General features: G+C 73.1%; 19 protein-coding genes. 6 read left to right on the top strand and 13 right to left on the bottom strand.

The window, feature by feature from the left end:
• Positions 1-81 precede the first annotated feature (81 nt).
• Entirely contained in the window at positions 82-2,667 is a 2,586-nt protein-coding gene (locus tag ACN27C_RS13015) for a hypothetical protein (RefSeq protein WP_422751236.1), read from the top strand.
• A gap of 13 nt (positions 2,668-2,680) precedes the next feature.
• Here ACN27C_RS13015 and ACN27C_RS13010 read toward each other — a convergent pair whose 3' ends face one another.
• Genes ACN27C_RS13010 through fdxA form a run of 5 tightly spaced genes read right to left on the bottom strand, consistent with a single transcriptional unit; the run spans position 2,681 to position 6,422 of the window.
• Positions 2,681-3,328 carry a nucleoside/nucleotide kinase family protein gene (locus tag ACN27C_RS13010; protein ID WP_121683494.1) on the bottom strand — a complete coding sequence of 216 codons (648 nt, stop codon included), beginning with the start codon at positions 3,326-3,328 and terminating at the stop codon, positions 2,681-2,683.
• Positions 3,328-3,966 carry an SIMPL domain-containing protein gene (locus ACN27C_RS13005; protein ID WP_422751235.1) on the bottom strand — a complete coding sequence of 213 codons (639 nt, stop codon included), beginning with the start codon at positions 3,964-3,966 and terminating at the stop codon, positions 3,328-3,330. Before ACN27C_RS13005 ends, ACN27C_RS13010 begins: the two co-directional genes overlap by 1 nt.
• Positions 3,967-3,971: 5 nt before the next feature.
• Positions 3,972-4,988 carry a prephenate dehydrogenase gene (locus ACN27C_RS13000; RefSeq protein ID WP_355506380.1) on the bottom strand — a complete coding sequence of 339 codons (1,017 nt, stop codon included), beginning with the start codon at positions 4,986-4,988 and terminating at the stop codon, positions 3,972-3,974.
• Between the two features lies 1 nt (position 4,989).
• Positions 4,990-6,099 (bottom strand): succinyldiaminopimelate transaminase, encoded by a 1,110-nt coding sequence (gene dapC / locus ACN27C_RS12995; protein WP_121683501.1) that lies wholly within the window; start codon positions 6,097-6,099, stop codon positions 4,990-4,992.
• Positions 6,096-6,422, bottom strand: coding sequence for a ferredoxin (fdxA, locus tag ACN27C_RS12990; protein ID WP_007464872.1), 327 nt, complete (start codon positions 6,420-6,422; stop codon positions 6,096-6,098). The genes dapC and fdxA overlap by 4 nt, the downstream gene beginning before the upstream one ends.
• A 79-nt stretch (positions 6,423-6,501) precedes the next feature.
• Here fdxA and ACN27C_RS12985 point away from each other — a divergent pair, with 79 nt between their 5' ends.
• Positions 6,502-7,512 carry a GNAT family N-acetyltransferase gene (locus tag ACN27C_RS12985; RefSeq protein ID WP_422751234.1) on the top strand — a complete coding sequence of 337 codons (1,011 nt, stop codon included), beginning with the start codon at positions 6,502-6,504 and terminating at the stop codon, positions 7,510-7,512.
• Positions 7,513-7,524: 12 nt separating this feature from the next.
• Here ACN27C_RS12985 and ACN27C_RS12980 read toward each other — a convergent pair whose 3' ends face one another.
• The 3 genes from ACN27C_RS12980 to mshB form a co-directional block, all read right to left on the bottom strand.
• Positions 7,525-7,989, bottom strand: a complete 465-nt coding sequence (locus ACN27C_RS12980; RefSeq protein ID WP_120573226.1) for a hypothetical protein — start codon at positions 7,987-7,989, stop codon at positions 7,525-7,527.
• Positions 7,990-8,075: 86 nt separating this feature from the next.
• A complete protein-coding gene (locus tag ACN27C_RS12975) occupies positions 8,076-8,549 on the bottom strand; it encodes a hypothetical protein (RefSeq protein WP_422751233.1) in 474 nt (157 codons plus the stop codon).
• 17 nt (positions 8,550-8,566) lie between these two features.
• Positions 8,567-9,490: an N-acetyl-1-D-myo-inositol-2-amino-2-deoxy-alpha-D-glucopyranoside deacetylase gene (gene mshB, locus ACN27C_RS12970; protein WP_199733075.1), complete on the bottom strand. Its 924-nt coding sequence runs from the start codon at positions 9,488-9,490 to the stop codon at positions 8,567-8,569.
• An 85-nt stretch (positions 9,491-9,575) separates the two neighbouring features.
• Between mshB and ACN27C_RS12965 the strand changes: the two genes are divergently transcribed.
• On the top strand, positions 9,576-11,720 hold the full coding sequence (locus ACN27C_RS12965) for a prolyl oligopeptidase family serine peptidase (RefSeq protein ID WP_422751232.1): 2,145 nt from the start codon (positions 9,576-9,578) through the stop codon (positions 11,718-11,720).
• A 46-nt stretch (positions 11,721-11,766) separates the two neighbouring features.
• On the opposite strand, the gene ACN27C_RS12960 is transcribed toward ACN27C_RS12965, so the two are convergent.
• The 5 genes from ACN27C_RS12960 to ACN27C_RS12940 all read right to left on the bottom strand — a co-directional run bounded on the left by ACN27C_RS12960 (position 11,767) and on the right by ACN27C_RS12940 (position 17,743).
• Positions 11,767-13,512, bottom strand: a complete 1,746-nt coding sequence (locus tag ACN27C_RS12960; protein ID WP_355506369.1) for an ABC transporter substrate-binding protein — start codon at positions 13,510-13,512, stop codon at positions 11,767-11,769.
• 107 nt (positions 13,513-13,619) lie between these two features.
• A complete protein-coding gene (locus ACN27C_RS12955; protein ID WP_091422104.1) occupies positions 13,620-14,606 on the bottom strand; it encodes an ABC transporter permease in 987 nt (328 codons plus the stop codon).
• 13 nt (positions 14,607-14,619) lie between these two features.
• Positions 14,620-15,624, bottom strand: coding sequence for an ABC transporter permease (locus ACN27C_RS12950; RefSeq protein ID WP_073828805.1), 1,005 nt, complete (start codon positions 15,622-15,624; stop codon positions 14,620-14,622).
• Positions 15,621-16,643 (bottom strand): ABC transporter ATP-binding protein, encoded by a 1,023-nt coding sequence (locus ACN27C_RS12945; RefSeq protein ID WP_350815550.1) that lies wholly within the window; start codon positions 16,641-16,643, stop codon positions 15,621-15,623. The genes ACN27C_RS12950 and ACN27C_RS12945 overlap by 4 nt, the downstream gene beginning before the upstream one ends.
• Positions 16,640-17,743 carry an ABC transporter ATP-binding protein gene (locus ACN27C_RS12940; RefSeq protein ID WP_422751231.1) on the bottom strand — a complete coding sequence of 368 codons (1,104 nt, stop codon included), beginning with the start codon at positions 17,741-17,743 and terminating at the stop codon, positions 16,640-16,642. The genes ACN27C_RS12945 and ACN27C_RS12940 overlap by 4 nt, the downstream gene beginning before the upstream one ends.
• Positions 17,744-17,983: 240 nt before the next feature.
• On the opposite strand from ACN27C_RS12940, the gene ACN27C_RS12935 reads away from it, so the two are divergent.
• The 3 genes from ACN27C_RS12935 (at position 17,984) to ACN27C_RS12925 (ending at position 21,669) form a co-directional block, all read left to right on the top strand.
• On the top strand, positions 17,984-18,532 hold the full coding sequence (locus ACN27C_RS12935) for a Uma2 family endonuclease (RefSeq protein WP_422751230.1): 549 nt from the start codon (positions 17,984-17,986) through the stop codon (positions 18,530-18,532).
• A gap of 273 nt (positions 18,533-18,805) precedes the next feature.
• Positions 18,806-20,242: a TldD/PmbA family protein gene (locus ACN27C_RS12930; protein ID WP_422751229.1), complete on the top strand. Its 1,437-nt coding sequence runs from the start codon at positions 18,806-18,808 to the stop codon at positions 20,240-20,242.
• Positions 20,239-21,669, top strand: a complete 1,431-nt coding sequence (locus tag ACN27C_RS12925) for a TldD/PmbA family protein (RefSeq protein WP_422751228.1) — start codon at positions 20,239-20,241, stop codon at positions 21,667-21,669. Before ACN27C_RS12930 ends, ACN27C_RS12925 begins: the two co-directional genes overlap by 4 nt.
• Positions 21,670-21,877 lie beyond the last annotated feature (208 nt).

Below are 21,877 nucleotides of genomic sequence, written 5' to 3'. Positions count from 1 at the left end.
TGCGGGAACAACCGTTCCAGCGGATGCGGATTCCCGACCCGTCGCGCACTCTGGGTAGTAGGGCGTTTACCGGGAGGCACGATGGAACGGGTCCTCGAACTGCGGGTGCACGGGGTCTCCAACACCCCGCCGGATCAGCTGCTCGGCCTGACCGCCGGCGTCAACGGTGACGGTGCGCAACCAACGCTGGTCGCCGGTGGTCAGGTGACCGGCTTCTACCGGTCGAGCACCGCGGGCCGGGACGACCCGATCACGGTCGAGGCGTACAGCTGGGGGCAGTTGACCTCCGGCGCGCGGACCCGGCGGGACGTGGAACGGGCGCTGTGGACGCTGATGCTCCCTTTCGCGCTGGCGAACGTCGCGCTGCACGCCCGCGCCGGCATCCCGCCCGACCCGGACCAGGAACGCTGGGCCAGCCGGTCCGGCATCACCGCCTGGCTCATCCGCCTGTTCTGCCTGAGCCTGACCTGCACGCTCGTTCTCACCCTGACCGGCGTCGGAGTGGATCTGATCGGCTGGCAGTGCGTGGAGGCGGACTGCCTCGGCCGGCTCCCCGGCCCGTGGGAGTTCCTCGGCGACTCCTGGTGGCGCGCCGACACCCGGGCACTCGCGCTCGGGCTGCTGCTGCCACTGCTCGTGCTGGCCGCGATCGGGCTCGTCGCCTTCCGCACCTACCAGTACGAGGCGCAGATGCCCGCCGACCCGCACCACCACGCACCGGCCCGGGAGGGCGGGGAGCCGGTCGAGCGACCGGACCCGCGTGAGCCCCCGCAGAACCCGCTCCAGGACCCGACGTTCTGGAACGGGGAGGGGCAACTGCGCCGGGCCGCCGTGCTGCACCTGTGCACCGGGGCGGTCAGCGCCGCCGCCGTACCGGTCGTCGCGGTGCTGATCATGGACCCGCCGCGCGGTGTGCGGGCCGCCGTCGCCTGGCCCACCGTGGCGCTGCTCGCCGCCGTGGTGGTGATCGCCGTGGTGGCGGTCGCCCGGCCGTGGCTGAGCCGGCGCCAGGGCGCCACCCCGCTCGGCCGGTGGAGCGCGGCGGTCGCGACGCTCACCGCGCTCGGACTGATCGGCTCGTTCGTCCTGCTGCTGCTCCCCGACGGGGCGGCCGGGCAGCCGCTGTCGACGTACCGGCCGCCGGACGGGTGCGCCACGCAGCCGGACACCGCCGGCTGTCACGCCGACCGGTCCCTGCCCGGGTACGACACCGCGATCGCCTGGCTCATCGCGTACCAGGTGCTGTTGCTGCTCGCCATCGCCGCGGCGAACCGCTCCGGCCGCCGGGCGCTGGCCGGACCCGGCGCCGGGATGCTGCTGCTGCCGCTCGGTGCGGCCTGGATCGAACGCGGCCTGCCCGCGCTGCCCGCCGCGCCGGACGAACTACATGCCTGGATGCTCGTCGGCCCGGCCGTCGCGCTGGCCACCGCCGGACTGTTCCTGCCCCGCCTGCGGCCGGCGGTGCCGACCCAGCCGCTCGGCGCGTACACCGATCTGGCCTGGCGGGGCTGCGCCCCGGCGGTCATCGCCGGGTTCGGCTGGATGATGGCGGTGGCCTACTGCGCCGGGCTGCTCTACTGGGTCAGCGACCGGCTCGACGCGTCCGCCGAACCGAGCGGCCCGAGCCGCGTCGTGCCGCCACTGGCCGTCTTCTGGGCCGGGCTGGCCTGCGCGATCGGCCTGGCCGCGCTGATCGGCCTGCTGATCCGGGCCGTCGTCCTGCTGCACCGCCTGCGCCGGGTCGAGTACGCCCGGCTGGCCGACACACCCGGCCTGTCCGCGCACGACCTGCGGCGCTGCCGCGACGTCAGCACCTACCGGGCGCTGCACCGGCTGGTCGGCGAGCACGCGGTACGGCTGCTGGGCTGCTACGCCGCGTTCTGCGCGATCCTGGTCACCCTCTGCTGCGCCGCCGCGCTGTCCGGCGAACGGCCCAGCCCGCTGTCCCCGTCCGGCTGGCAGACCGCCATCCACTGGACCGCCGAGCGCGGCGACACGGTCCTCGGCTGGCTGCCGGTGGTGATGGCGGCGCTCGGGCTGCTCGTCTACCGGACCGACTCGGTCCGCCGCTCGGTCGGCGTGATCTGGGACGTGTGCACGTTCTGGCCCCGGGCCGCGCATCCGCTCGCGCCGCCCAGCTACGCCGAACGCGCCGTACCGGAACTCCAGACCCGGGTGGCGGGGCTGCTGGCGCTGCCGCCGCACCACGGCGACCGGATGGACGGCGTCATCCTCTCCGGGCACAGCCAGGGCACCGTCATCTGCGCCGCGGTGCTGCTGCAACTGCCCCGCCGGTGGCGGCTGCGGACCTGGTTCTTCTCCTACGGCTGCCAGCTCACCCGGCTATACGGGCGGATCTTCCCGTCCTACTTCGGGCCGGAACGGCTGCGGGCGCTGGCCGGCGCGCTCACCTGGCCCGGCGGGCACGTGGCCTGGACGAACTTCTGGCGGGACACCGACCCGCTGGGCTGGCAGGTCAGCGCCGGTCAGCGGGACGTGCCGGTGGCCGACCCGGAGGCGCTGCACCCGTCCGGCGGCGAGGTGGCCGACCCGCCCATCCGCAGCCACAGCGGCTACCCCGAGGCGGTGGAGTTCACCCGGGAGCGGGCGGTGGTGGCCCGGCTGCTGCGCCGTACCGTGCCGTCACCCCGGCAGCGGACCGGCTGACCCGGCCCCGGCGTCACGCCTGCGGCGGGTCGGCCAGGCGTACCACCAGGTCGGCGTGCCCGGCCGTGCCGGCGACCCGCCGCGCGTTCTCCTCGTCGCTGCCGAGTGCCCAGGCACGGGCCTGCTCGGGCGACTTCCCGTACGCCTCGTGCCGCGCGGTGAGCCGGCGCAGCCGCAGCTCCGCGTCCAGGTCGAGGAACCAGATCTGGTGTACGAGCGTGCGCACCTCCTCCCACGGGTCGTCCCGCAGCAGCAGGTAGTTGCCCTCGGTGACCACCAGGCGCACCTCGGGCGGCACCTCGATCGCCGCGGCGACCGGTTCCTCCAGGTCGCGGCGGAACTCCGGCACCCACACCGACGTCGGTTCCAGCCGGCGCAACCGGCGCAGCGTGGAGACGAAGCCGTTGACGTCGAACGTGTCCGGTGCGCCCTTGCGGTCGGCCCGGCCGAGCCGCGCCAGCGCCGACCCGGCCAGGTGGAAGCCGTCCATCGGGACCAGCCGGGCGACCGGGCCGAGCGCGGCCACGATCCGTTCCGCCAGCGTGGACTTGCCCGCCCCGGGCGCCCCGGCGATGCCGAGCAGCTGGCGCGGGCCGTCCTCGGCCAGCGCGCGGGCCCGGGCGACCAGCTCGCCGAGCGGGAGCGTCTCCGCCGCCGGCATCAGCCCAGCACCGGCTCGCTGATGGTGAACCGCGCCTCGACCGCCGCGTGCACCGGCTGCGGGGCCGGGTCCAGCTCCAGCTCCGGTTGCTCGCCGGAGCGCGCGTACGCCGCCTTGACCATCATCGGCGGGCCGGCGCTCATCCCGGTGTCGGACAGCTCCCGCAACGCGATCACCCGGGCGCCGAGCGCCTCGGCGTACTCCCGGGCCCGGACCAGCGCGTCGGCGATCGCCGCCTGCCGTACCTCGCGGTAGGCCGGACTGTCCGGCCGCAGCGACCACACCGGCCCGGCCACCCCGACCTGCTCCTGGTCGGCCAGGCGGAGCATCAGGTCACCGAGCACCGTGAAGTCGGTGGTCGTCACGGTGGTGCTCACGCTGCCCTGGTAGGCCACCACCCGGTCGCCGGAGCGCTTCGTCACCGGCCACACGTGGACCTGGCCGGTCTCCCGGCGCTCCACCGCCGGCTCGGCCGCGTCGAGCAGCGCCCGCACCGCGGCGGCCCGTTCGGCCAGCCGGGTCAGCGTGGTCTCCCGGTCCCGGTCCCGCGCCGTCGCCGTCACGGTGAACCGGGCCAGCTCGGGAGCCACCTCCCGGTACGCCTCACCGCGTACCGCCACGACCGGTGCGTCCGCCATGCCGCTCAGCCTAACGGCGGTGTGGCCGGCAGGTGCCCCATGTAGGTGACCGCGCCGGCCGCCTCCCGGACCTCGCTCAGGTGGCCGCCCGCCGCGCCCAGCTCCCGCAGGTACGCCAGCTCGCCCGCGTGGTCGGCGGCGGCCGGGAACTCCCGCCGGTGCGCGGTGAACGTACGGGCCCGCAGCGTGGAGCGGACGTCCCGTCCCTCGGCGAACCGGTCGGCCAGCGCGCCGGCGTCGCCACCGCGCAGAGCCTCGGTCAGCTCGTCCAGGAACGCGCCGAGCGCGTCCAGCTCGGCGAGCACGCGGTCCCGGTTGCCGAGCAGCATGTTCGCGGTCCGCTCGGGCGGCCCGCCGGCGACCCGGGTGCCGTCGGAGAAGCTGCCGGCGGCGAGCGTCAGCACCGCGTCCCGCAGCGCCGACCGGTGCACGGTGCCGGCCAGCGCGCCGGCCAGCACGTGCGGTACGTGCGAGGCGAGCGCGGCGGCGCCGTCGTGCTCCGGGGCGGACATGGGCACCACCCGGGCGTGGAAGACGTCCACCAGCAGCACCGCCAGCCGCCGGAACGCGCCCAGGCCGGTCGGCCCCGGGCAGAGCACCCAGGCGGCGCCGTCGAGCAGATCCGGGCTGGCCGCGCCCGCTCCGGCCCGGTCCGCACCGGCCATCGGATGGCCCGGCACGAAGCGGTGCCCGAGCCCCTGGACGGTGGCCGCGGTGCTCACCTCGGCCTTGACGCTGCCCACGTCGGTGAGCACGCAGCCGTCGTCGGTCACGGCGGCGACCCGGGCCAGCGTCGTCGGCAGCGTGGGCAGCGGGCCGCAGAGGAACACCACGTCCCGCCCGGTGACCGCCTCCTCGACCGTGTCGGGCGCGTCGACGCCCCGGTCGCGTACCTGCCGGCGGGCGGCCGGATCCGGATCCCAGCCGGCGACGTCGAGCCCCGCGTCGCGCAGCCGCAGCAGCACCGAACCGCCGATCAGCCCGGTGCCGACCACCGCCGCCCGCGCCAGCCCGCCCGTCACGTCAGAACCCGGCGAGCCGCCCGGCCACCGCGTCCACGTGCTCGTCGGACTCGGTGAGCGCCACCCGGACGTGCCGGGCGCCGGCCGGGCCGTAGAAGACACCGGCGGCCACCAGGATGCCCCGGCGGGCGAGCCGGTCCACTGTCTCCCAGCAGTCCTCGTCCCGGGTGAGCCACAGGTAGAGCCCGGCCTCCGAGTGCTCGACTGTGAAGCCGGCGCCGGTGAACGCCGCGCGCAGCTTCTCCCGCCGGACGCGGTAGCGCTCCCGCTGGGCGTCGGCGTGCTCCTGGTCGCCGAGCGCGGCCACCATGGCGGCCTGCACCGGGGCCGGCACGATCATGCCCGCGTGCTTGCGGATCTTGAGCAGCTCGGCCACCAGCGCCGGGTCACCGGCGACGAACCCGGCCCGGTAGCCGGCCAGGTTGGAGCGCTTGGACAGCGAGTGCACCGCCAGCACGCCGTCGTACGAGCCGCCGCACACCTGCGGCGAGAGCACCGAGACGGGCTCGGCGTCCCAGCCCAGTGGCAGGTAGCACTCGTCGCTGGCGACCACCGCTCCGCGCTCGCGCGCCCACTCGACCACCTTGCGCAGGTGGGCGGCGGGCAGCACGCGGCCGGTCGGGTTGCCCGGCGAGTTGACCCAGACCAGGCGGACCCGGGGATCCGGGCCCAGCGCGGTCAGCGAGTCGGTGCGTACCGTCGTCGCACCGGCGAGGCGGGCCCCGTCCTCGTACGTCGGGTAGGCGACCGACGGCACCACGACCACGTCACCGGGGCCGAGCCCGAGCAGCGTCGGCAGCCAGGCCACCAGCTCCTTGGAGCCGATCGTCGGCAGCACGCCCAGGCCGTCGACGCCCGCGCCGCAGGCCCGCGCGACCCAGGCCGCGATCGCGTTCCGCAGGGCCGGAGTACCGGCGGTGAGCGGGTAGCCCGGCGCGTCGGACGCGTCCGCCAGGGCCTGCCGGATCAGGTCTGGCACCGGGTCGACCGGCGTGCCCATCGACAGGTTGATGAGACCGTCCGGGTGCGCCGCGGCCGTGGCGGCCGCGGCGTCCAGGGTGTCCCAGGTGAAGTCGGGCAGCCGTGCCGAGACCGGCGTACGCCGGTTCAGTGGCCCTCGCCGCGCGGCGGCTGCGCGGCGACGAAGGTGGCGTCCTTCTCCACCTTGCCGATCTTCGAGGCGCCACCGGGCGAGCCCAGGTCCTCGAAGAACTCGTAGTTGGCCCCGGTGTAGTCCTTCCACTGCTCCGGGACGTCGTCCTCGTAGAAGATCGCTTCCACCGGGCAGACCGGCTCACAGGCACCACAGTCGACGCACTCGTCGGGGTGGATGTAGAGCATCCGGTTGCCCTCGTAGATGCAGTCGACCGGGCACTCCTCGATGCATGCCTTGTCGAGCACATCCACGCACGGCTCGGCGATGATGTAGGTCACCGGTCTTCTCCTCCGCAAGACTCGTCGCGATCAACCGCAACGGTAAGAGCCTAGTATCTCGCCGGGGAGGGGGTCGATCGTGCTCCGACAGCAGGACGTGGGACACCGGATCGTGGTCCGCCGGATTGTGGGGATTCGCGAGGGCCGCACGCTGTTCTCCGACGCGCTCGGCGAGCTCGTGGAGCTGAGCGAGACCCACATCACGCTCTCCACCGACGCCGGGCCGCTGCGCGTACCGGTGGCCGAGGTGCACCGGGCCAAGCGGGTGCCGCCGGCCCGCCGGCCCACCGCCGCCGCCGTGGTCGCGCTGGAGCTGGCCGCCGACGAGGCGTGGCCCGCACCGGTACGCGGACGGCTCGGCGACTGGCGGCTGCGCTGGGCCGACGGCTGGACCGGGCGGGCGAACAGCGCGCTGCCGGTGGGCGACCCGGACCGCCCGCTCCCCGCCGCGCTGGACGCGGTGCAGCGCTGGTACGCCGAGCGCGGCGGGCCCGCGCTGGTGAACACCCCGCTGCCGCTGGCCGCGCCGGTCGGCGCGGAACTGGACGCGCGCGGCTGGACGTCCCGGCCCCCGGTGCTGGTGCAGACCGTCCCGCTGCGCACCCTGACCGTGCCGCCCGCTGTTCCGCTGCCGACCTCCACCCCGCTGCCGGCCGACGCCCCCGCCGGCGTCCCCGCGGATGTGCCGCCGGTGACGCTGACGGACGCGCCCGCCGACGACTGGCTGGTGATCGCCGCCGGCCGCAAGGGCGGGCTGCCGGACGCCGCCCGGCAGGTGCTCACCGGGACGCCCCGGGTCCGCTTCGCCGAGCTGCGCGAAGACGGCCGGCTGCTCGCGGTCGGGCGGGGCACCGTGACCGGCGGGGGTCGCTGGCTCGGCGTCAGCCTGCTGGAGACGGTGCCGCAGGCACGCCGCCGAGGGCTCGCCGCCGCTGTCGTACGCGCGCTGGCCGGCTGGGGCGCCGCCGAGGGCGCCTCCCACGCGTTCCTCCAGGTGGAACAGAGCAACACCGGCGCTGTGGCGCTCTACCGGGGGCTCGGCTTCACCACCCACCACACCTACCTGACCCGGGTCGCCCCGGCGGGCTGAGCGGCGCTCCGGTCAGCGCCGGACGATCCTGCGAGGGCGGGTGCGCTTCATCTCGGCGTACCGCTTGAGCTGGCGGGACCGGTAGTCCCGGCCCAGCGCGGTCAGGATCAGGTAGCCGACCAGCACGCCCGCCGCGGTGGCCGCGAGATAGAGCCAGATCTGGGCGAAGAAGAGGCCCGCACCGCCGCCGAACGGGTTCTCCCCGACCAGCAGCGGGCCGACGAACACGGTGAGCGCCAGCGCGACCGCGACGGCGGCGGCCAGGTCGCCGGCCCAGCGGCCCAGCGGCCGGTCGGCGCCCCACCGGAACGCGGTGCCGGCCAGGATCAGCCCGATGACCAGGAACATGGCGAGCGAGACGCGGCCGGAGGCGGTGTCGTCGTCCGGGAACGCGAATCTGATGACCAGCCGGGCCACCACGTTCACGCCGAACAACGCGGCCGCCAGCACGCCTACCGCACGCCACCGCTGAGTCATCGCACGCCTCCCGCCGTACCGCCCGCTCCCTCGGCGGGCCTCTTGGCAGGAATGTCTACCACCGCGAGCTGTGCGGCGTCAGCACCTCACCGTGCGTCCGGTGGTGTCACCAGGTGCCGGAAGCCCAGTACCGCGAACGTGACCGCGCCGGCCACGATCAACGCGAGGCCGAGCACGTTGTCACCGGCGAGCGCCAGGTCGCCCTCGACGGTCCGGAAACCACCCACCACGATCACCAGGAACCACGGCAGCGCGCCGAGCGCCACCGCCCAGCGCGTACCCGTCGACCGGTGGGCGAACCGGCCCAGCAGCACCGTCGTGGCCACCACGGCGACGACGCCGGCGGCCACCAGGCCGACCCCGAGAAGGGCCCGCAGCCCGCCGGAGCGGCCCTGCACCGTCTCCCAGGCCCAGGTCGCGAAGATCAGGTCGAGCAGCGCCAGCAGGACGCCGGCCCAGACCGTGACGACGCCGCCGGCCACCCGCAGGGCGCGGTCGAGCACCCGCTCCGCCGGGCTCGGCGTCGCGGGCGTCGGCGGCTGCTCGGGAAGGGTCGACACGGGTACGGCCGGCAGCGTCACCGGAGACCGGCCGCCGCGACCGGGGACCGCTGCGTGCCGTCCAGGGCGATCCCGGCGAAGAGGTCGTCCTCCCAGCCGTACGGGCCGGCGCCCGGGCCCTTCTCGCCGACCGCGAGCGTGAAGTACTCCACGCCCATGAACTCGCCACCGAAGTTGCCGGCGATCGAGTAGAGCCAGGAGTTGGCCGGGATCTGGGTGGCGTGGGCGCGCATCGCCGCCTCCTTGGCGGCGTGCTGGTCGGTGCCGTCGATCCGGGCGGCGATCTCCGCGTCCGGCGTGCCGAACGGCAGCTCGTCGGCGCTCTCGATGCCGGCGAAGGGGTTGTCCGAGGACTCGGTGAACGTCTCCAGGCCCGCGTCGAGCACGCTGCGCGGCATGGCCGTCCAGTAGACCTTCGCGGGGGCGATCCCCTCGGCCGCGGCCAGCTCCACCGCCCGCATCGCCACCCGGTGCGCCTGGATGTGGTCGGGGTGGCCGTAGAAGCCGTCCGGGTCGTACGTGACGAGCACCTGGGGACGGACCTCGCGGATGACCTCCACCAGGTAGCCGGCGGCGACGTCCAGGTCGGCCTGCCAGAACGCCCGCGGGTGCTCGTTGGTGGTCAGGCCCATCATCCCGGAGTCCCGGTAGCGGCCCGCGCCGCCGAGGAACCGGTGGTCGGTGACGCCGAGCGCGGCGCACGCCGCGGCCAGCTCGCCGATCCGGTAGCCGCCGAGCTGGTCCGCCTCGGCCGCGCAGAGCTGGGCCAGGGCCGGGACGTGGATCTCGCCCTCCTCGCCCAGCGTGCAGGTCACGAGCGTGACGTGGGCGCCGGTGGCGGCGTAGTGCGCCATCGTCGCGCCGGTGCCGATCGACTCGTCGTCGGGATGCGCGTGGACCAGCAGGAGGCGTCGGTCGGGCAGGGTCGTCACGCCCGTCACTCTAACCGGCGGTCCTGCCCGCTCGACGGTGATGCGTCCGCCCAGGTCGGCCACATCACCCCCGGCGCCCGCCTACTCTGCAGGCGTGGACTTTCCCGAGCTGGCCGCCCGTACCCGTCGGTTCAGCCACGGGGCGCCGCGCGCCGTCGCCGTCGCGGGCGACGGTGCCCGGGTGATCTTCCTGCGTTCCGCGGGACCGGAGGACCCGGCCGACGCGCTCTGGCTGCTCGACGTCGACAGCGGCGAGGAACGACTGGTCGCGGACCCGGCGGTGCTGCTGGGCACCGACGCCGAGCCGGCCCGCCTCGCTCCCGGTGAGCGGGCGCTGCGCGAGCGGCTGCGGCTCAGCTCCGGCGGCATCGGCTCGTACGCGCTGGACTCGGCCGGCCGGGTCGCCGCGTTCGCGCTGGCCGGGCGGCTGTTCCGGGCCGACCTGGTGCACGGCGACGTGGTCGAGGTGGCGGCCGTCGGGCCGGTCATCGACCCGCGGCCCGACCCGGCCGGTGAGCGGCTGGCGTACGTCACCGACGCCGCCGAGGGGGTGCGCCGGGGCCAGTTGCGGGTGGTGGAGCCGGACGGTACGGACAACCTGCTCGCCGGCGAGGACAGCGGCGTCACCTGGGGGCTGGCCGAGCACATCGCGGCCGAGGAGTTCCACCGCTACCGGGGCTACTGGTGGGCGCCGGACGGCCGCAGCGTGCTGGCCGCCCGGGTCGACGAGTCCCGCCTGGAACGCTGGTACCTGCACGACCCGGCCGACCCGGCGAGCCCGCCGACGTCGCTCGCGTACCCCGTGGCGGGCGGGCCGAACGCGGAGGTCAGCCTGCACCTGCTCGACCTCGACGGCGGCTGGGTCGACGTGCACTGGGACCGGGAGACCTATCCGTACCTGAGTTCGGTGGACTGGACCGAGGGCGGCCCGCTGATCACAGTGCTGCGCCGATCGCAGCAGCACGGCCTGGTACTCGCGGTGGACCCACGCACCGGGGAGACGCAGGTGCACGCCGAGCTGGCCGATCCGCGCTGGGTGGAGCCGATCCCCGGCACCCCGGCGCACCTGCCCGACGGGCGGGTGCTGGTCGGTGGCGAGCTGGCCCACGACGGGTACGACGCGCGCTGCCTGTTCGCCGACGGCACGCTGCTCACCCCACCCTCGCTGTACGTGCGGCGGGTGGTCGGGCGGCTGCCGAACGGCCCGAACGCGGCGGCGGACCTGCTGGTGGAGGCGAGCGAGGGCGAGCCGAGCCAGCGGCACCTCTACCGGGTCCGGACCACCATCGGTGGCGGCATGGACGCCCGCCGGATGGGCAGCGACCCGGGCTGGCACACGGCCTCGATCGGCGGGTCCACACTGGCGGTCGGCATCGCGTCGCTGGAGCACGCCGGGGTCCGCTGGCGGGTGTGGCACGGCGACCGCGAGGTGGGTGAGCTGCGCTCGTTCGCCGCCACCTGCTCGTACGCGCCGCGGCCGACGATGGTCCGGGTGACCGACCGGCGGCTGCCCAGCGCGGTGCTCTACCCGGCCGAGCACGTCAAGGGCACCCGGCTGCCGGTGCTGCTGGACATCTACGGCGGGCCCGGCCACCAGGAGGTGGTGGCGGCCCGCAGCGTCTGGCTGGAACGGCAGTGGTGGGCCGAGCAGGGCTTCGCGGTGGTCACCATCGACAACCGGGGCACCCCGGGCATCGCGCCGTCGTTCGAGAAGGCGATCCACCGCCGGGTCGCGGACGTGATCCTCACCGACCAGGTGGACGCGCTCACGGCGCTCGCCGACAAGCACCCGGATCTGGATCTGGAGCGGGTGGCGGTGCGCGGCTGGTCGTTCGGCGGCTGGCTGGCCGGGCTGGCGGTGCTGCGCCACCCGGAGCTGTTCACGTGCGCGATCGTGGGCGCGCCGGTCACCGACTGGGCGCTGTACGACACCGCGTACAGCGAGCGCTACCTCGGCATGCCGGACGACGGGATGGACGTCTACGCCCACCACTCGCTGGTCGAGCTGGCGGCCGAGCCGCTCGGCGACCCGGCGCAGGCCCGGCCGATGCTGCTGGTGCACGGCCTGGCCGACGACAACGTGCTCGCCGCGCACACGCTGCGGCTGTCGGCGGCGCTGCTGGCGACGGGCCGCCCGCACGCGGTGCTGCCGCTGACCGGCGCGAGTCACCTGGCCGCCGGTGGGGTGTCGGAGCGCCTGCTCCGGCTGGAGCTGGACTTCCTGCGCCGCTACCTGTGAGGAAGGGCCCCTCGACGAGGGGCCCTTCCGTCAACCACAGGTGTGGCTACTGCTTGACGTACGCGTTGACGAAGCTGGGCCAGCCGAAGATGCTGCCGATGAAGAGGCCGCCGGCCTTCTCACCGTGGGCCACGGAGACCACCTCGTTGTAGAGCGGCACCGCGGGCGCCGACTCCTTCATCAGCTTCTCGTCCAGCTTGCTCCACTCGTCGGCCTGCTTGGCCGGGTCGAGGGCGAGCACCCGGTCGAACTCGGCGTTGATCGCCTCGCTGTTGAGCTGGGAGGTGTTGCTGTTGCCCTCGGCCTTGAGGCCGCGACCGTCGAAGAGCACCGGCAGGACGGAGGCGCCGCTGGGCCAGTCGGCAGCCCACGAGTCGACCCAGATGTCCCACGGGTTGTCCTTCTTCTTCACGAAGTCGAGGTAGCCGTCGGCGGGGATCGGCTTGACCGTGACCGTGAAGCCGGCCTTCTCCAGCGCGTTCTTGACCTGGGTGGCGGTCTCCTGCTGCCAGGTCTCGTCCCCGGTGCCGAGCACCAGGTTGACCGACTTGCCGCCCAGCGCCTCCTTCGCCTTCGCCGGGTCGCCGCTCTCGCCGGCCGGGTACGCGTCGAACTTCTTGTACCCGAGCGTGGTCGGGGGCAGCAGCGTGGTCAGCGGCATGGCGCCGTACGGGCCGCCGAGGTTCTTGGTGATGCTGCTGCGGTCGATCGCGTAGTTGATCGCCTGCCGCACGGACAGGTCGGTGACGCGGGTGGTGTTGATGCTCAGCCGGAACACGTTCGGCGTCGCGGCGACGATCATCCGCGCCTTCAGCGCCGGGTCACCGGTGATCTTCGCGAGCAGTTCGGACGGCACGCCGCCGCTGGCCACCGCCGCCGCGTCGTTGCCGGTGCCGGCGAGGACCCGGTTGGTCTGGGTGTTCTGGTCCGCGCCGAGGGTCCAGACGAACTTGTCCGGGTACGCGTGCCGCACGGCGTCGGTGGCCGGATCCCAGTTCGGGTTGCGCTCCAGCACCATCTCCACACCGGGCTGGATCTTGGTGAACCGGTACGGCCCGGACGAGAACGGCATGTTGTCCAGGTTGACGCCGGTGTCCTTGTCCGGCGGCAGCGGCGCGGTGGCCGGGAGCGACACCGCGAACGGCAGGTCGCAGCGGGGCTTGTTGAACTCGAAGCGCAGCGTGCGCGGGTCCGGCGTGGTCAGGCCCGGAGGCAGCGAGGTCTTGTTCTTCTTGAAGTCCCACTTGGTGTCGTACTGCGGGGTGTCGGCCAGCCACTCCTGCAGGTAGGTGGGGCCGCCGGTCAGGTCCGGGTCGAACGAGCGGGCGATGCCGTACGCGATCTCCTTGGAGGTGATCGGGCGGCCGTCCTCGAACTTGACGCCCTCCTTGATCGTGAACTCCCAGACCTTGCAGTCGTTGTTCACGTTCTTGCCGGGCGTCTCGGCCAGGTCGCCGACCAGGGTGACGTTGCCCTTGCCGTCGTCCTTGAAGGTGGTGAGGAAGCGGGCGTAGAGCTGGCTGCCCATCAGGCCGGCGAACGAGTAGACCCGCTGCGGGTCCAGGTGGGAGATCTTGCTCTCCCGCAGGATGTAGAAGGTCCCGCCCTTGGCCGCGCCCGGCACCTCGGCCGCGGGGCCGAGCGAGTCCTTCGGGTCGGTCGCGATGGCGCCGCTGCGGGGCTTGTTCGTGTCCACGCTGTCGCCGCTGTCGCCGGTGTTCTTGCTGCACGCACTGAGGGCGACCACCAGTGCCATCGCGCCGCCCATGGCGGTGGCGAGTCTTGCTCGCATACTCAACTCCTCGGGTCCGATGAAGGAAAGCTTCGCCTAGCTTTCACTCGCGGTAAATTTCGAGCAGATAACGGGGGCACAACGATCGACCACCGGCGACGCCGAGGTCAGCCGAGACGCACCCGGGGATCGATGAACGCGTAGAGCAGATCGACGATGATGTTCGCCACCACCACGAACAACGCCGACACCAGGACCGTGGCCATGATGGTCGGCAGGTCGCCCTGGCGCACCGCCTCCACCGCCGTACGCCCCAGCCCCTGGATGCCGAACGTCGTCTCGGTGATGACAGTGCCGCCCAGCGCCGCGCCGACGTCGATACCGGCGATCGTCACGATCGGCGTGATCGCCGCGCGCAGCGCGTGCCGTCCGTACACCTTGCGTTTCGCCACGCCCTTGGCCCGCGCCGTCCGGACGAAGTCCTCGGAGAGCGTCTCCAGCATCTGCGCCCGGGACAGCCGGGCGTAGATCGCGGAGAAGAGCAACGCGAGCGTCACCCACGCCAGCACCAGGCCGCGCGCCCACTCCACCGGGTTCTCCAGGAACGGCACGTACCGGGGTGTCGGCAGGATCTTCAGCGAGTACACGAAGATCAGCAGCAGCACGGCGCCGACGAAGTAGAGCTGCAGCGACGCGAACGTGAGCGTCAACCCGATCGAGATGCGGTCGAGCAGCGACCCCCGCCGTAGTGCGGAGATCATCCCGAGTCCCACCCCGAGCGCCAGCCAGAGCACCGCCGCCGGAAGCACGATGTTCAGCGTCACCGGCAGCACCCGGGCGAACGTGTCGGTCACCGACTCGCTGTTCACGTAGGAGTAGCCGAGACAGGGCGCCTCGCACTTGCCGCCCTGCGCGCTGCCCAGGTCGCGGCCGACGAAGATGCCCTTCATGTAGTTGACGTACTGCGTCGGCTTCGGGTCGTTGAGCCCCAGCTCCGTACGCACCCGCTCCAGTCGCTCGGCGTTGCAGTTCTTCGGGCACATGCCGGTCACCGGGTCGCGGGGCAGCGCGAAGAACATGAGGAAGCTGACGATGCTCACCGCCAGCAGCACCGAGACGGCGAGCAGCAGCCGCTTCAGCAGGAACCGCACCATGTCGTCGAACCCCTTACCGTGACGACTTCGGGTCGAGCGCGTCGCGCAGCGCGTCGCCGAAGAGGTTGAACGCCAGCACGAGCGCGAAGATGGTGATGCCGGGGAAGAAGACGTACGCCGGGTCGGTCTGCAGGTAGTCGATGCTCCGGTAGATCATCCGGCCGAAGCTCGGCACCGACTCGGGCAGGCCGACGCCGAGGAAGGACAGCGCCGCCTCCCCCGTGACGTACGACGGCACGGCGAGCGAGAACGCCACCAGGATCGGGGCCCAGATGTTCGGCAGCAACTGCCGGAACAGCATGTGCCCGAGCCCGGCGCCGCTGGCCCGCGCCGCCTCCACGAACTCCCGCTCGCGCAGCGAGACCACCTGCCCGCGGACGAGCCGGGCCGTGCCGGTCCAGCCGAACGCGGCGAAGACCACGATCAGCGTGGTCACCGCGAACCACGTCGGCACCGCGTCCCGGGGGCCGTAGAAGCGCAGCGAGAACGTCGGCACCACGGCGAGCGCGAAGATGAGGAACGGCAACGCCAGCGCGACGTCGGTGATCCAGCTGATCACCGAGTCGACCACCCCGCCCAGGAAGCCGGCGACGATCCCGAGCACCACGCCGATCGTCGTGGTGACGAGCGCGGCGCCGAGCGCGATCAGCAGCGACGTCCGGATGCCGTAGATCATCCGGATGAAGATGTCCCGGCCCAGGCCCGGTTCCAGCCCGAACCAGTGGTCGCCGCTGACGCCGCCCACGTAGCCCAGCGGCATGCCGGTGGCGTCCAGCAGCTCACCGAACTGCTGGTTCGGCGACACGCCGTAGAGCCGCTGGATCAGCGGCGCTGCCACCGCCACCAGGATGAACAGGGCCAGCACGATGCCGCTGACCATGGCGGTGCGGTCGCGCCGCAGCCGGGCCCAGACGAGCTGGCCGGGTGAGCGGCCGACGAGCCGCTTCTTCTCGTCCGGCTCCTGCCCGGGGGACTCGATCTCGGCGAGCGCGACACCCTCGACCGGCGACAGGCTCATTTCGACACCTCCACGGGTTCGCCGGTCGGCACGCCGACCGGTCCGCTCTCCGGGTAGTGGCAGGCGGTGAGCTGCCCGCCGCCGTCCCGCGTGACCAGCGCCGGTTCCTCGGTGGCGCAGTGGTCGGTGGCTTTCCAGCAGCGGGTGCGGAAGCGGCAGCCCGACGGTGGGTTGAGTGGGGTGGGCACGTCGCCGGTGAGGCGGATGCGTCCGGCGGGTCCGAGGGCGGTGACGTCGGGGATGGCGGACAGCAGGGCCCGGGTGTAGGGGTGCTGGGGGCGGGTGTAGATGGTGTCGCGGTCACCGATCTCGACGATCTTGCCGAGATACATGACGGCGACGCGGTGGCAGAAGTGCCGGACGACGGCGAGGTCGTGGGCGATGAACACGAACGCCAGGTCGAGGTCGCGTTGCAGGTCGCGTAGCAGGTTGATGACCTGCGCCTGGATGGACACGTCCAGCGCCGAGACGGGCTCGTCGGCCACGATCAGTTTCGGTTTGAGGGCGAGGGCGCGGGCGATGCCGATGCGCTGGCGTTGCCCGCCGGAGAACTCGTGCGGATACCTGTTGTAGTGCTCCGGGTTCAACCCGACCAGTTCGAGCAGTTCCTGCACCCGTTTCTTCACCCCGCCCGGCGGGGTGATCCGGTTGACCTGCAACGGCATCGCCACGATCCGCCCGACCGTGTGGCGCGGGTTCAACGACGCGTACGGGTCCTGGAAGATGATCTGCAGGTCCTGCCGCAACGCCCGCAACTCACGACGCCCACCGTGGGTGATGTCCCGACCCGCGAAGGTGATGCTGCCGGCGGTGGGTTCCAGCAGACGCACCAGCATCCGCCCGGTCGTGGTCTTCCCACACCCCGACTCCCCCACCAGCCCGAGGGTCTCCCCCGGCCGCACGTCGAAGTCCAGGCCGTCGACCGCCCGCACCGCACCCCGGGCACGCAGACCCTGCCGCACCGGGAAATGCTTCGTCAGCCCCCGCACCGACAGCAACGGCTCGGTCTCGGTGCTCATCGGGCCACTCCCACCTGGGCGATGTCGTCGCGGTAGATCCGCTCCCGGTCGGCCGCCGACAGGTGGCAGGCCACCAGGTGACCGGGCGCCCCGGCCGGCCCCAGCTCGGGCACGTCGGTGCGGGAGCGGTCGCCGTTGACGTCGGCGTACCGGCAGCGCGGGTGGAACGCGCACCCCGGCGGAAGGTTGATCAGCGACGGCGGGTTACCCGGGATCGGCACCAGGTCCGCGTCCGCGTCGCCGTGCAACGACGGCACACTCGACAACAACCCCCACGTGTACGGATGCTGCGGCGCCCGCAACACCCGCTCCACACTCCCGTGCTCCACCGCCCGACCCGCATACATCACCAACACGTCATCAGCCACCTGACTGACCACACCCAGGTCGTGCGTGATCAACACGATCGCCGACCGGAACTCCTCCTGCAGATCACTGAGCAGATCCAGGATCTGCGCCTGCACCGTCACGTCCAGGGCGGTGGTCGGTTCGTCGGCGATCAGCAGATCCGGATCGTTCACCAACGCCATCGCGATCATCGCCCGCTGCCGCATCCCACCCGAGAACTCATGCGGATACTGATCGAACCGCTTCCCCGGCTGCGGAATCCCCACCCGGCCCAGCATGTCCACCGCCCGCGTGCGCGCCTCCCGCCGACCCGCCCTCGGGTGATGCACCCGATACGCCTCCGCGATCTGCCGACCCACCGAGTAATACGGATGCAACGCCGACAACGGATCCTGGAAGACCATCGCCATGTCCCGGCCCCGCAGCCGCCGCACCTCCTCCTCACCCAACCCCACCAGCTGACGCCCACCCACCCAGATCTCCCCCGAGATGGCCGTCCGCTTCGCGTTGTGCAAACCCAGGATCGCCAGCGACGTCACGCTCTTACCCGACCCGGACTCCCCCACGATCCCCAGCGTGCGACCCCGCTCCACCGCGAACGACACCCCGTCCACGGCCCGCACCACACCGTCCTCGGTGTCGAACCGCACCCGCAGATCCCTGACCTGGAGATAGGGCCCGTCGCCGGATCGCTGCTCCGGCACCTCCGGGCGGTCCGGCTCCCCGGACGGCACCGCCTCCGACCTGCCCATTGACCGCCTCCCCTTCGGTGATGAAGAGAACCTACAGCAAACCCTTGGAGGCGAAAATAAGCTACATCGAGCGGTCTGTCAGCGGTGAGAGCGTAACGACTCGGTCTCCCGTCCGCACGCCCCTCACCTGGGACATTCACGGCCACGATTCGGCATCTCGGCCTCGTCGTCGCACCCGGGGTGCGACCATGGTCCCGGTGACGAAGGGACGATTCCTGTCGGCACGAGGTGGAGGCGACCATGACCGCGGCGGTGTTCGGCCACGACGGCCCGTGGACCGAAGAGGAGTACCTCGCCCTCGGCGAGACGCGGCAACGCGTCGAACTCTTCGACGGGAGCCTGCACGTGACACCGGCACCGACTCCGCGGCACCAGCGAATCCAGCGGAACCTCGGCAATCTGCTGGAGGCCGCGGCCCAGCACGCCGGCCTGGAACTGCTGGAGACGGTCAACGTCCGGCTCCGGCCAGGCCGCATACCGATTCCCGACCTGGTCGTCACCGAGTCGATCGACTTCGACGAGCCGATGATCGAGGCGCGGGACGTGCGGCTCGTGTGCGAGGTCATCTCACCCGGCAACGCGGCGACCGACAAGGTGCTCAAGATGCACTACTACGCCGCCGCGGGCATCGAGTGGTACCTGCTGGTGGAGCAGGAGACCGGCACGCTGCACCTCCACCGGCGGCAGGGCCGGCACTACCGGGAGGTGTCGGTGACCAAGCCCGGTTCCGTGCTGGAGCTGGCCGAGCCCGTCCAGGCCACGATCCGGCCGGAGGATCTCGTCCCCTGACGGATGTCGGCGCGCTCGCCTAGGGTCGGGCGCATGAGCGAGCGTCAGCGAGCGAATCATCGGGGCGGCGCGAAGGTGCCTCATGCCGGCACGCAGCGCAGCGGAGTGCCGGCATGAGCGAGCGTCAGCGAGCGAATCATCGGGGCGGCGCGAAGGTGCCTCATGCCGGCACGCAGCGCAGCGGAGTGCCGGCATGAGCGAGCGTCAGCGAGCGAATCATCGGGGCGGCGCGAAGGTGCCTCATGCCGGCACGCAGCGCAGCGGAGTGCCGGCATGAGCGAGTTCGACGCGGCGACCGCCGCCGTCCAGGCCGCTCTCGACGCGGGCGCCCGGTACGCGGACGCCCGGGTCATGCACCGCCGCTACGAGTCGATGTCGGCCCGCAACGGCGACATCGAGGAGCTGAGCCAGGACGAGAGCATCGGGCTGGGCGTACGCGCGCTCGTCGGATCGGGATGGGGCTTCCACGCCGTACCCGATCTGTCCGACGCCGCGGCCCGCGAGGCCGGGCGGCGCGCCGCGGCGATCGCCACGGCGAGCGCGCGGGTTCCCGGCCCGCCGATCGACCTGGTGCCGGTCGAGGCGACGGTGGCGACCTGGGCCTCGGACTGCGCGGTCGACCCGCTCGGCGTGCCGCTGTCGGACAAGGGCGACCTGCTGGCCCGCGCCACGGCGACGATGCGCGAGCACGGCGCCGACCTGGCCGAGGGGCTCTACCAGATCTGGGACACCTCGAAGTGGTTCGTCTCCAGCGAGGGCCACCGGATCGACCAGCGCATCCGGGAGTGCGGTGGCGGCATCTCGGCCACCTCCATCGGTGACGGCGAGACCCAGCGCCGGTCCTACCCGAGCTACCGCGGGCAGTACGGCACCACCGGGTGGGAGCTGGTCACCTCGCTCGACCTGGCCGCACACGCCGCCCGCATCGCCGAGGAGTCCCAGGAGCTGCTCACCGCGCCGCTCTGCCCGGCCGGCGAGACCGACCTGATCCTCGGCGGCGAGCAGCTCGCGTTGCAGATCCACGAGTCGGTCGGGCACGCCATCGAGCTGGACCGCATCCTCGGCTGGGAGGCGGCGTTCGCCGGCACGTCCTGGCTCGACCTGGCCCGGCTCGGCTCGCTGCGCTACGGCTCCGAGCTGATGAACGTGACGATCGACCCGACCATCCCGGGTGCGCTGGGCAGCTTCGGCTACGACGACGAGGGTTCGCCGGCGGTCGCCCGGGACGCGGTCCGCGAAGGGCGGTGGGTCGGGGTGCTCGCCGGCCGTGACTCGGCCGCCGTCGCCGGCCTGGACCACGGCGGCAGCGTACGGGCCGACGGCTGGGCGCGGCTGCCGATGGTGCGGATGACGAACGTGGGCCTGGAACCCGGCCCGCACACGCTCGACGAGATCGTCGCGGCCACCGACGACGGGGTGCTGATGGACATCAACCGGTCCTGGTCGATCGACGACAAGCGGCTCAACTTCCAGTTCGGCTGCGAGGTCGGCTGGGAGGTGAAGAAGGGCCGCCGGGGGCGGATGCTGCGCAACCCGACCTACACCGGCATCGGCCCGGTCTTCTGGCGCTCGATGGACATGCTCTCCTCGGAGACTGTCGCCTGGGGCACGCCCAACTGCGGGAAGGGGCAGCCCGGGCAGGTCGGGCACACCGGTCACCCGGCCGCGCCGGCCCGGTTCCGCGGCGTCCGGGTGGGGGTGCGGGCATGAAGCGGAGTGCCGGCATGAGTGCCGAACTGGAGATCGCCGCCGGGGTGGTGGACCTGGTCCGGCACACGGCCGGTCCGGCCGCCGAGGCCGAGGTGCTGGTGACCCGCTCCGACCTGGCGCTGACCCGGTTCGCCAACTCGTTCGTCCACCAGAACGTGTCCGAGACCGGCGTCGCCGTACACCTGCGGTTGCACGTGGACGGGCGGACCGTGACCGGCAGCGGCAGCCGGGTCGACGCCGGCGGCCTGGCCGCGCTCGTCGAGCGGACCCGGGCCGCGGCCCGGCTCGCGCCGCCCGACCCGGCCTGGCCGGGACTCACCGCGCCGGTGCCCGTGCCGTCCGGCCCGGCCGTGGACGAGGCCACCGCGTTCGCCTCGCCGGACGAGCGGGCCGAGCGGGTACGCGCGTTCGTCGAGGCGGTGGAGGGGCTGGAGGCGGCCGGCTACTGCCGCACCGCGTACCGGTCGGGGGCGTTCGCCAACTCGGCCGGGCACACGGCCGTGGGCCGGGCGGCCGAGGCGGCGATGGACGGCATCGCGCGTGCCGGCGGCGCCGACGGGGTGGCGCGGCTCTGCGCGGACCGGCTGGCCGATCTCGACGGCGCGGCGCTCGGCGCCCGCGCGGCGGCGAAGGCGCGCGCCGCGGCCGACCCGGTCGAGCTGCCGCCCGGGCACTACGAGGTGGTGCTCGAACCGGCCGCCGTGGCCGACCTGCTGCACAACCTGGCCTGGTACGGCTTCAACGGCAAGCGGTACGCCGAACGGCAGTCCTTCGCCGAGCCGGGCACGGCACAGTTCGACCCTTCGGTGACGCTGGTGGACGACCCGCTGCACGCGAGCACGCTGCCGTTCGACCTGGAGGGCACGCCAAGGCGGGCGTTGCCGCTGGTCGAGGGCGGCACCACCGGCGCGGTGGCGTACGACAGGCGTGCCGGTGCCGAGGCGGGCGCCGGGTCCACCGGGCACGGCATGCCGGACAGCGCGACGTTCGGGCCGATCCCGCACAACATCCGCCTGCTGACGGGCACGACCGACGCGGGCGTGGCCGGCGGGGCCGTCGCCGCCGGAGCGGTGAGCGCGGGCGTGACCGGGGCGGTGGGCGACCCGGACACCGCCGCGCTGGTGGCCGGGATGCGGCGCGGGCTGCTGGTGAGCGACTTCTGGTACACGCGGGTGCTGGACCCGAAGCAACTGGTGATCACCGGGCTGACCCGCAACGGGGTGTGGCTGGTCGAGGACGGTGTGCCGACCCGGGCGGTACGCGACTTCCGGTTCACCGAGTCGTACCCCCGGGCGCTGGGGCCGGGCCGGGTGCTCGGCCTGGGCCGGACGGCGGTCCGCCAGCCGGGCCGCGTCGACGGGTCCTGGTACGAGGGTCCGGCGCTTCGGCTGTCCTCCTGGCACTTCACCGGCGGCGCGTCCGGGTGATCCGGTACGCCGCCGGGCGCGCCACGCCACCGGTCGGCGCACCGTTCGACCGACCCGCCACATTGATCATGAACTGACTCTTTCCAAGCTGCGGGACACACGGGACACTGCGTTGCGCGGCCGGGCCGTGAAGATCGGCGTAACGTGTGTCACTTAGCCGCACCGGTTCGCCGGTGTGGCCTCGCGCGTGCGCAGGACGTGACAGTGA

The organism is Micromonospora sp. WMMD1219 (assembly GCF_049315215.1).
GTDB classification, from domain to species: Bacteria; Actinomycetota; Actinomycetes; order Mycobacteriales; family Micromonosporaceae; genus Micromonospora; species Micromonospora tulbaghiae.
The sequence above is the reverse complement of the archived record's forward strand: the minus strand, read 5'-3'. Positions and strand labels throughout refer to the sequence as shown.

Bases quoted from the DNA above. Each gene is read 5' to 3' on its own strand.
- ACN27C_RS13015 (WP_422751236.1), top strand. From the start codon at position 82: ATGGAACGGGTCCTCGAACTGCGGGTGCACGGGGTCTCCAACACCCCG.
- ACN27C_RS13010 (WP_121683494.1), bottom strand. From the start codon at position 3,328: ATGCCGGCGGCGGAGACGCTCCCGCTCGGCGAGCTGGTCGCCCGGGCC.
- ACN27C_RS13005 (WP_422751235.1), bottom strand. From the start codon at position 3,966: ATGGCGGACGCACCGGTCGTGGCGGTACGCGGTGAGGCGTACCGGGAG.
- ACN27C_RS12980 (WP_120573226.1), bottom strand. From the start codon at position 7,989: ATGACTCAGCGGTGGCGTGCGGTAGGCGTGCTGGCGGCCGCGTTGTTC.
- ACN27C_RS12960 (WP_355506369.1), bottom strand. From the start codon at position 13,512: ATGCGAGCAAGACTCGCCACCGCCATGGGCGGCGCGATGGCACTGGTG.
- ACN27C_RS12955 (WP_091422104.1), bottom strand. From the start codon at position 14,606: ATGGTGCGGTTCCTGCTGAAGCGGCTGCTGCTCGCCGTCTCGGTGCTG.
- ACN27C_RS12950 (WP_073828805.1), bottom strand. From the start codon at position 15,624: ATGAGCCTGTCGCCGGTCGAGGGTGTCGCGCTCGCCGAGATCGAGTCC.
- ACN27C_RS12945 (WP_350815550.1), bottom strand. From the start codon at position 16,643: ATGAGCACCGAGACCGAGCCGTTGCTGTCGGTGCGGGGGCTGACGAAG.
- ACN27C_RS12940 (WP_422751231.1), bottom strand. From the start codon at position 17,743: ATGGGCAGGTCGGAGGCGGTGCCGTCCGGGGAGCCGGACCGCCCGGAG.
- ACN27C_RS12935 (WP_422751230.1), top strand. From the start codon at position 17,984: ATGACCGCGGCGGTGTTCGGCCACGACGGCCCGTGGACCGAAGAGGAG.
- ACN27C_RS12930 (WP_422751229.1), top strand. From the start codon at position 18,806: ATGAGCGAGTTCGACGCGGCGACCGCCGCCGTCCAGGCCGCTCTCGAC.
- ACN27C_RS12925 (WP_422751228.1), top strand. From the start codon at position 20,239: ATGAAGCGGAGTGCCGGCATGAGTGCCGAACTGGAGATCGCCGCCGGG.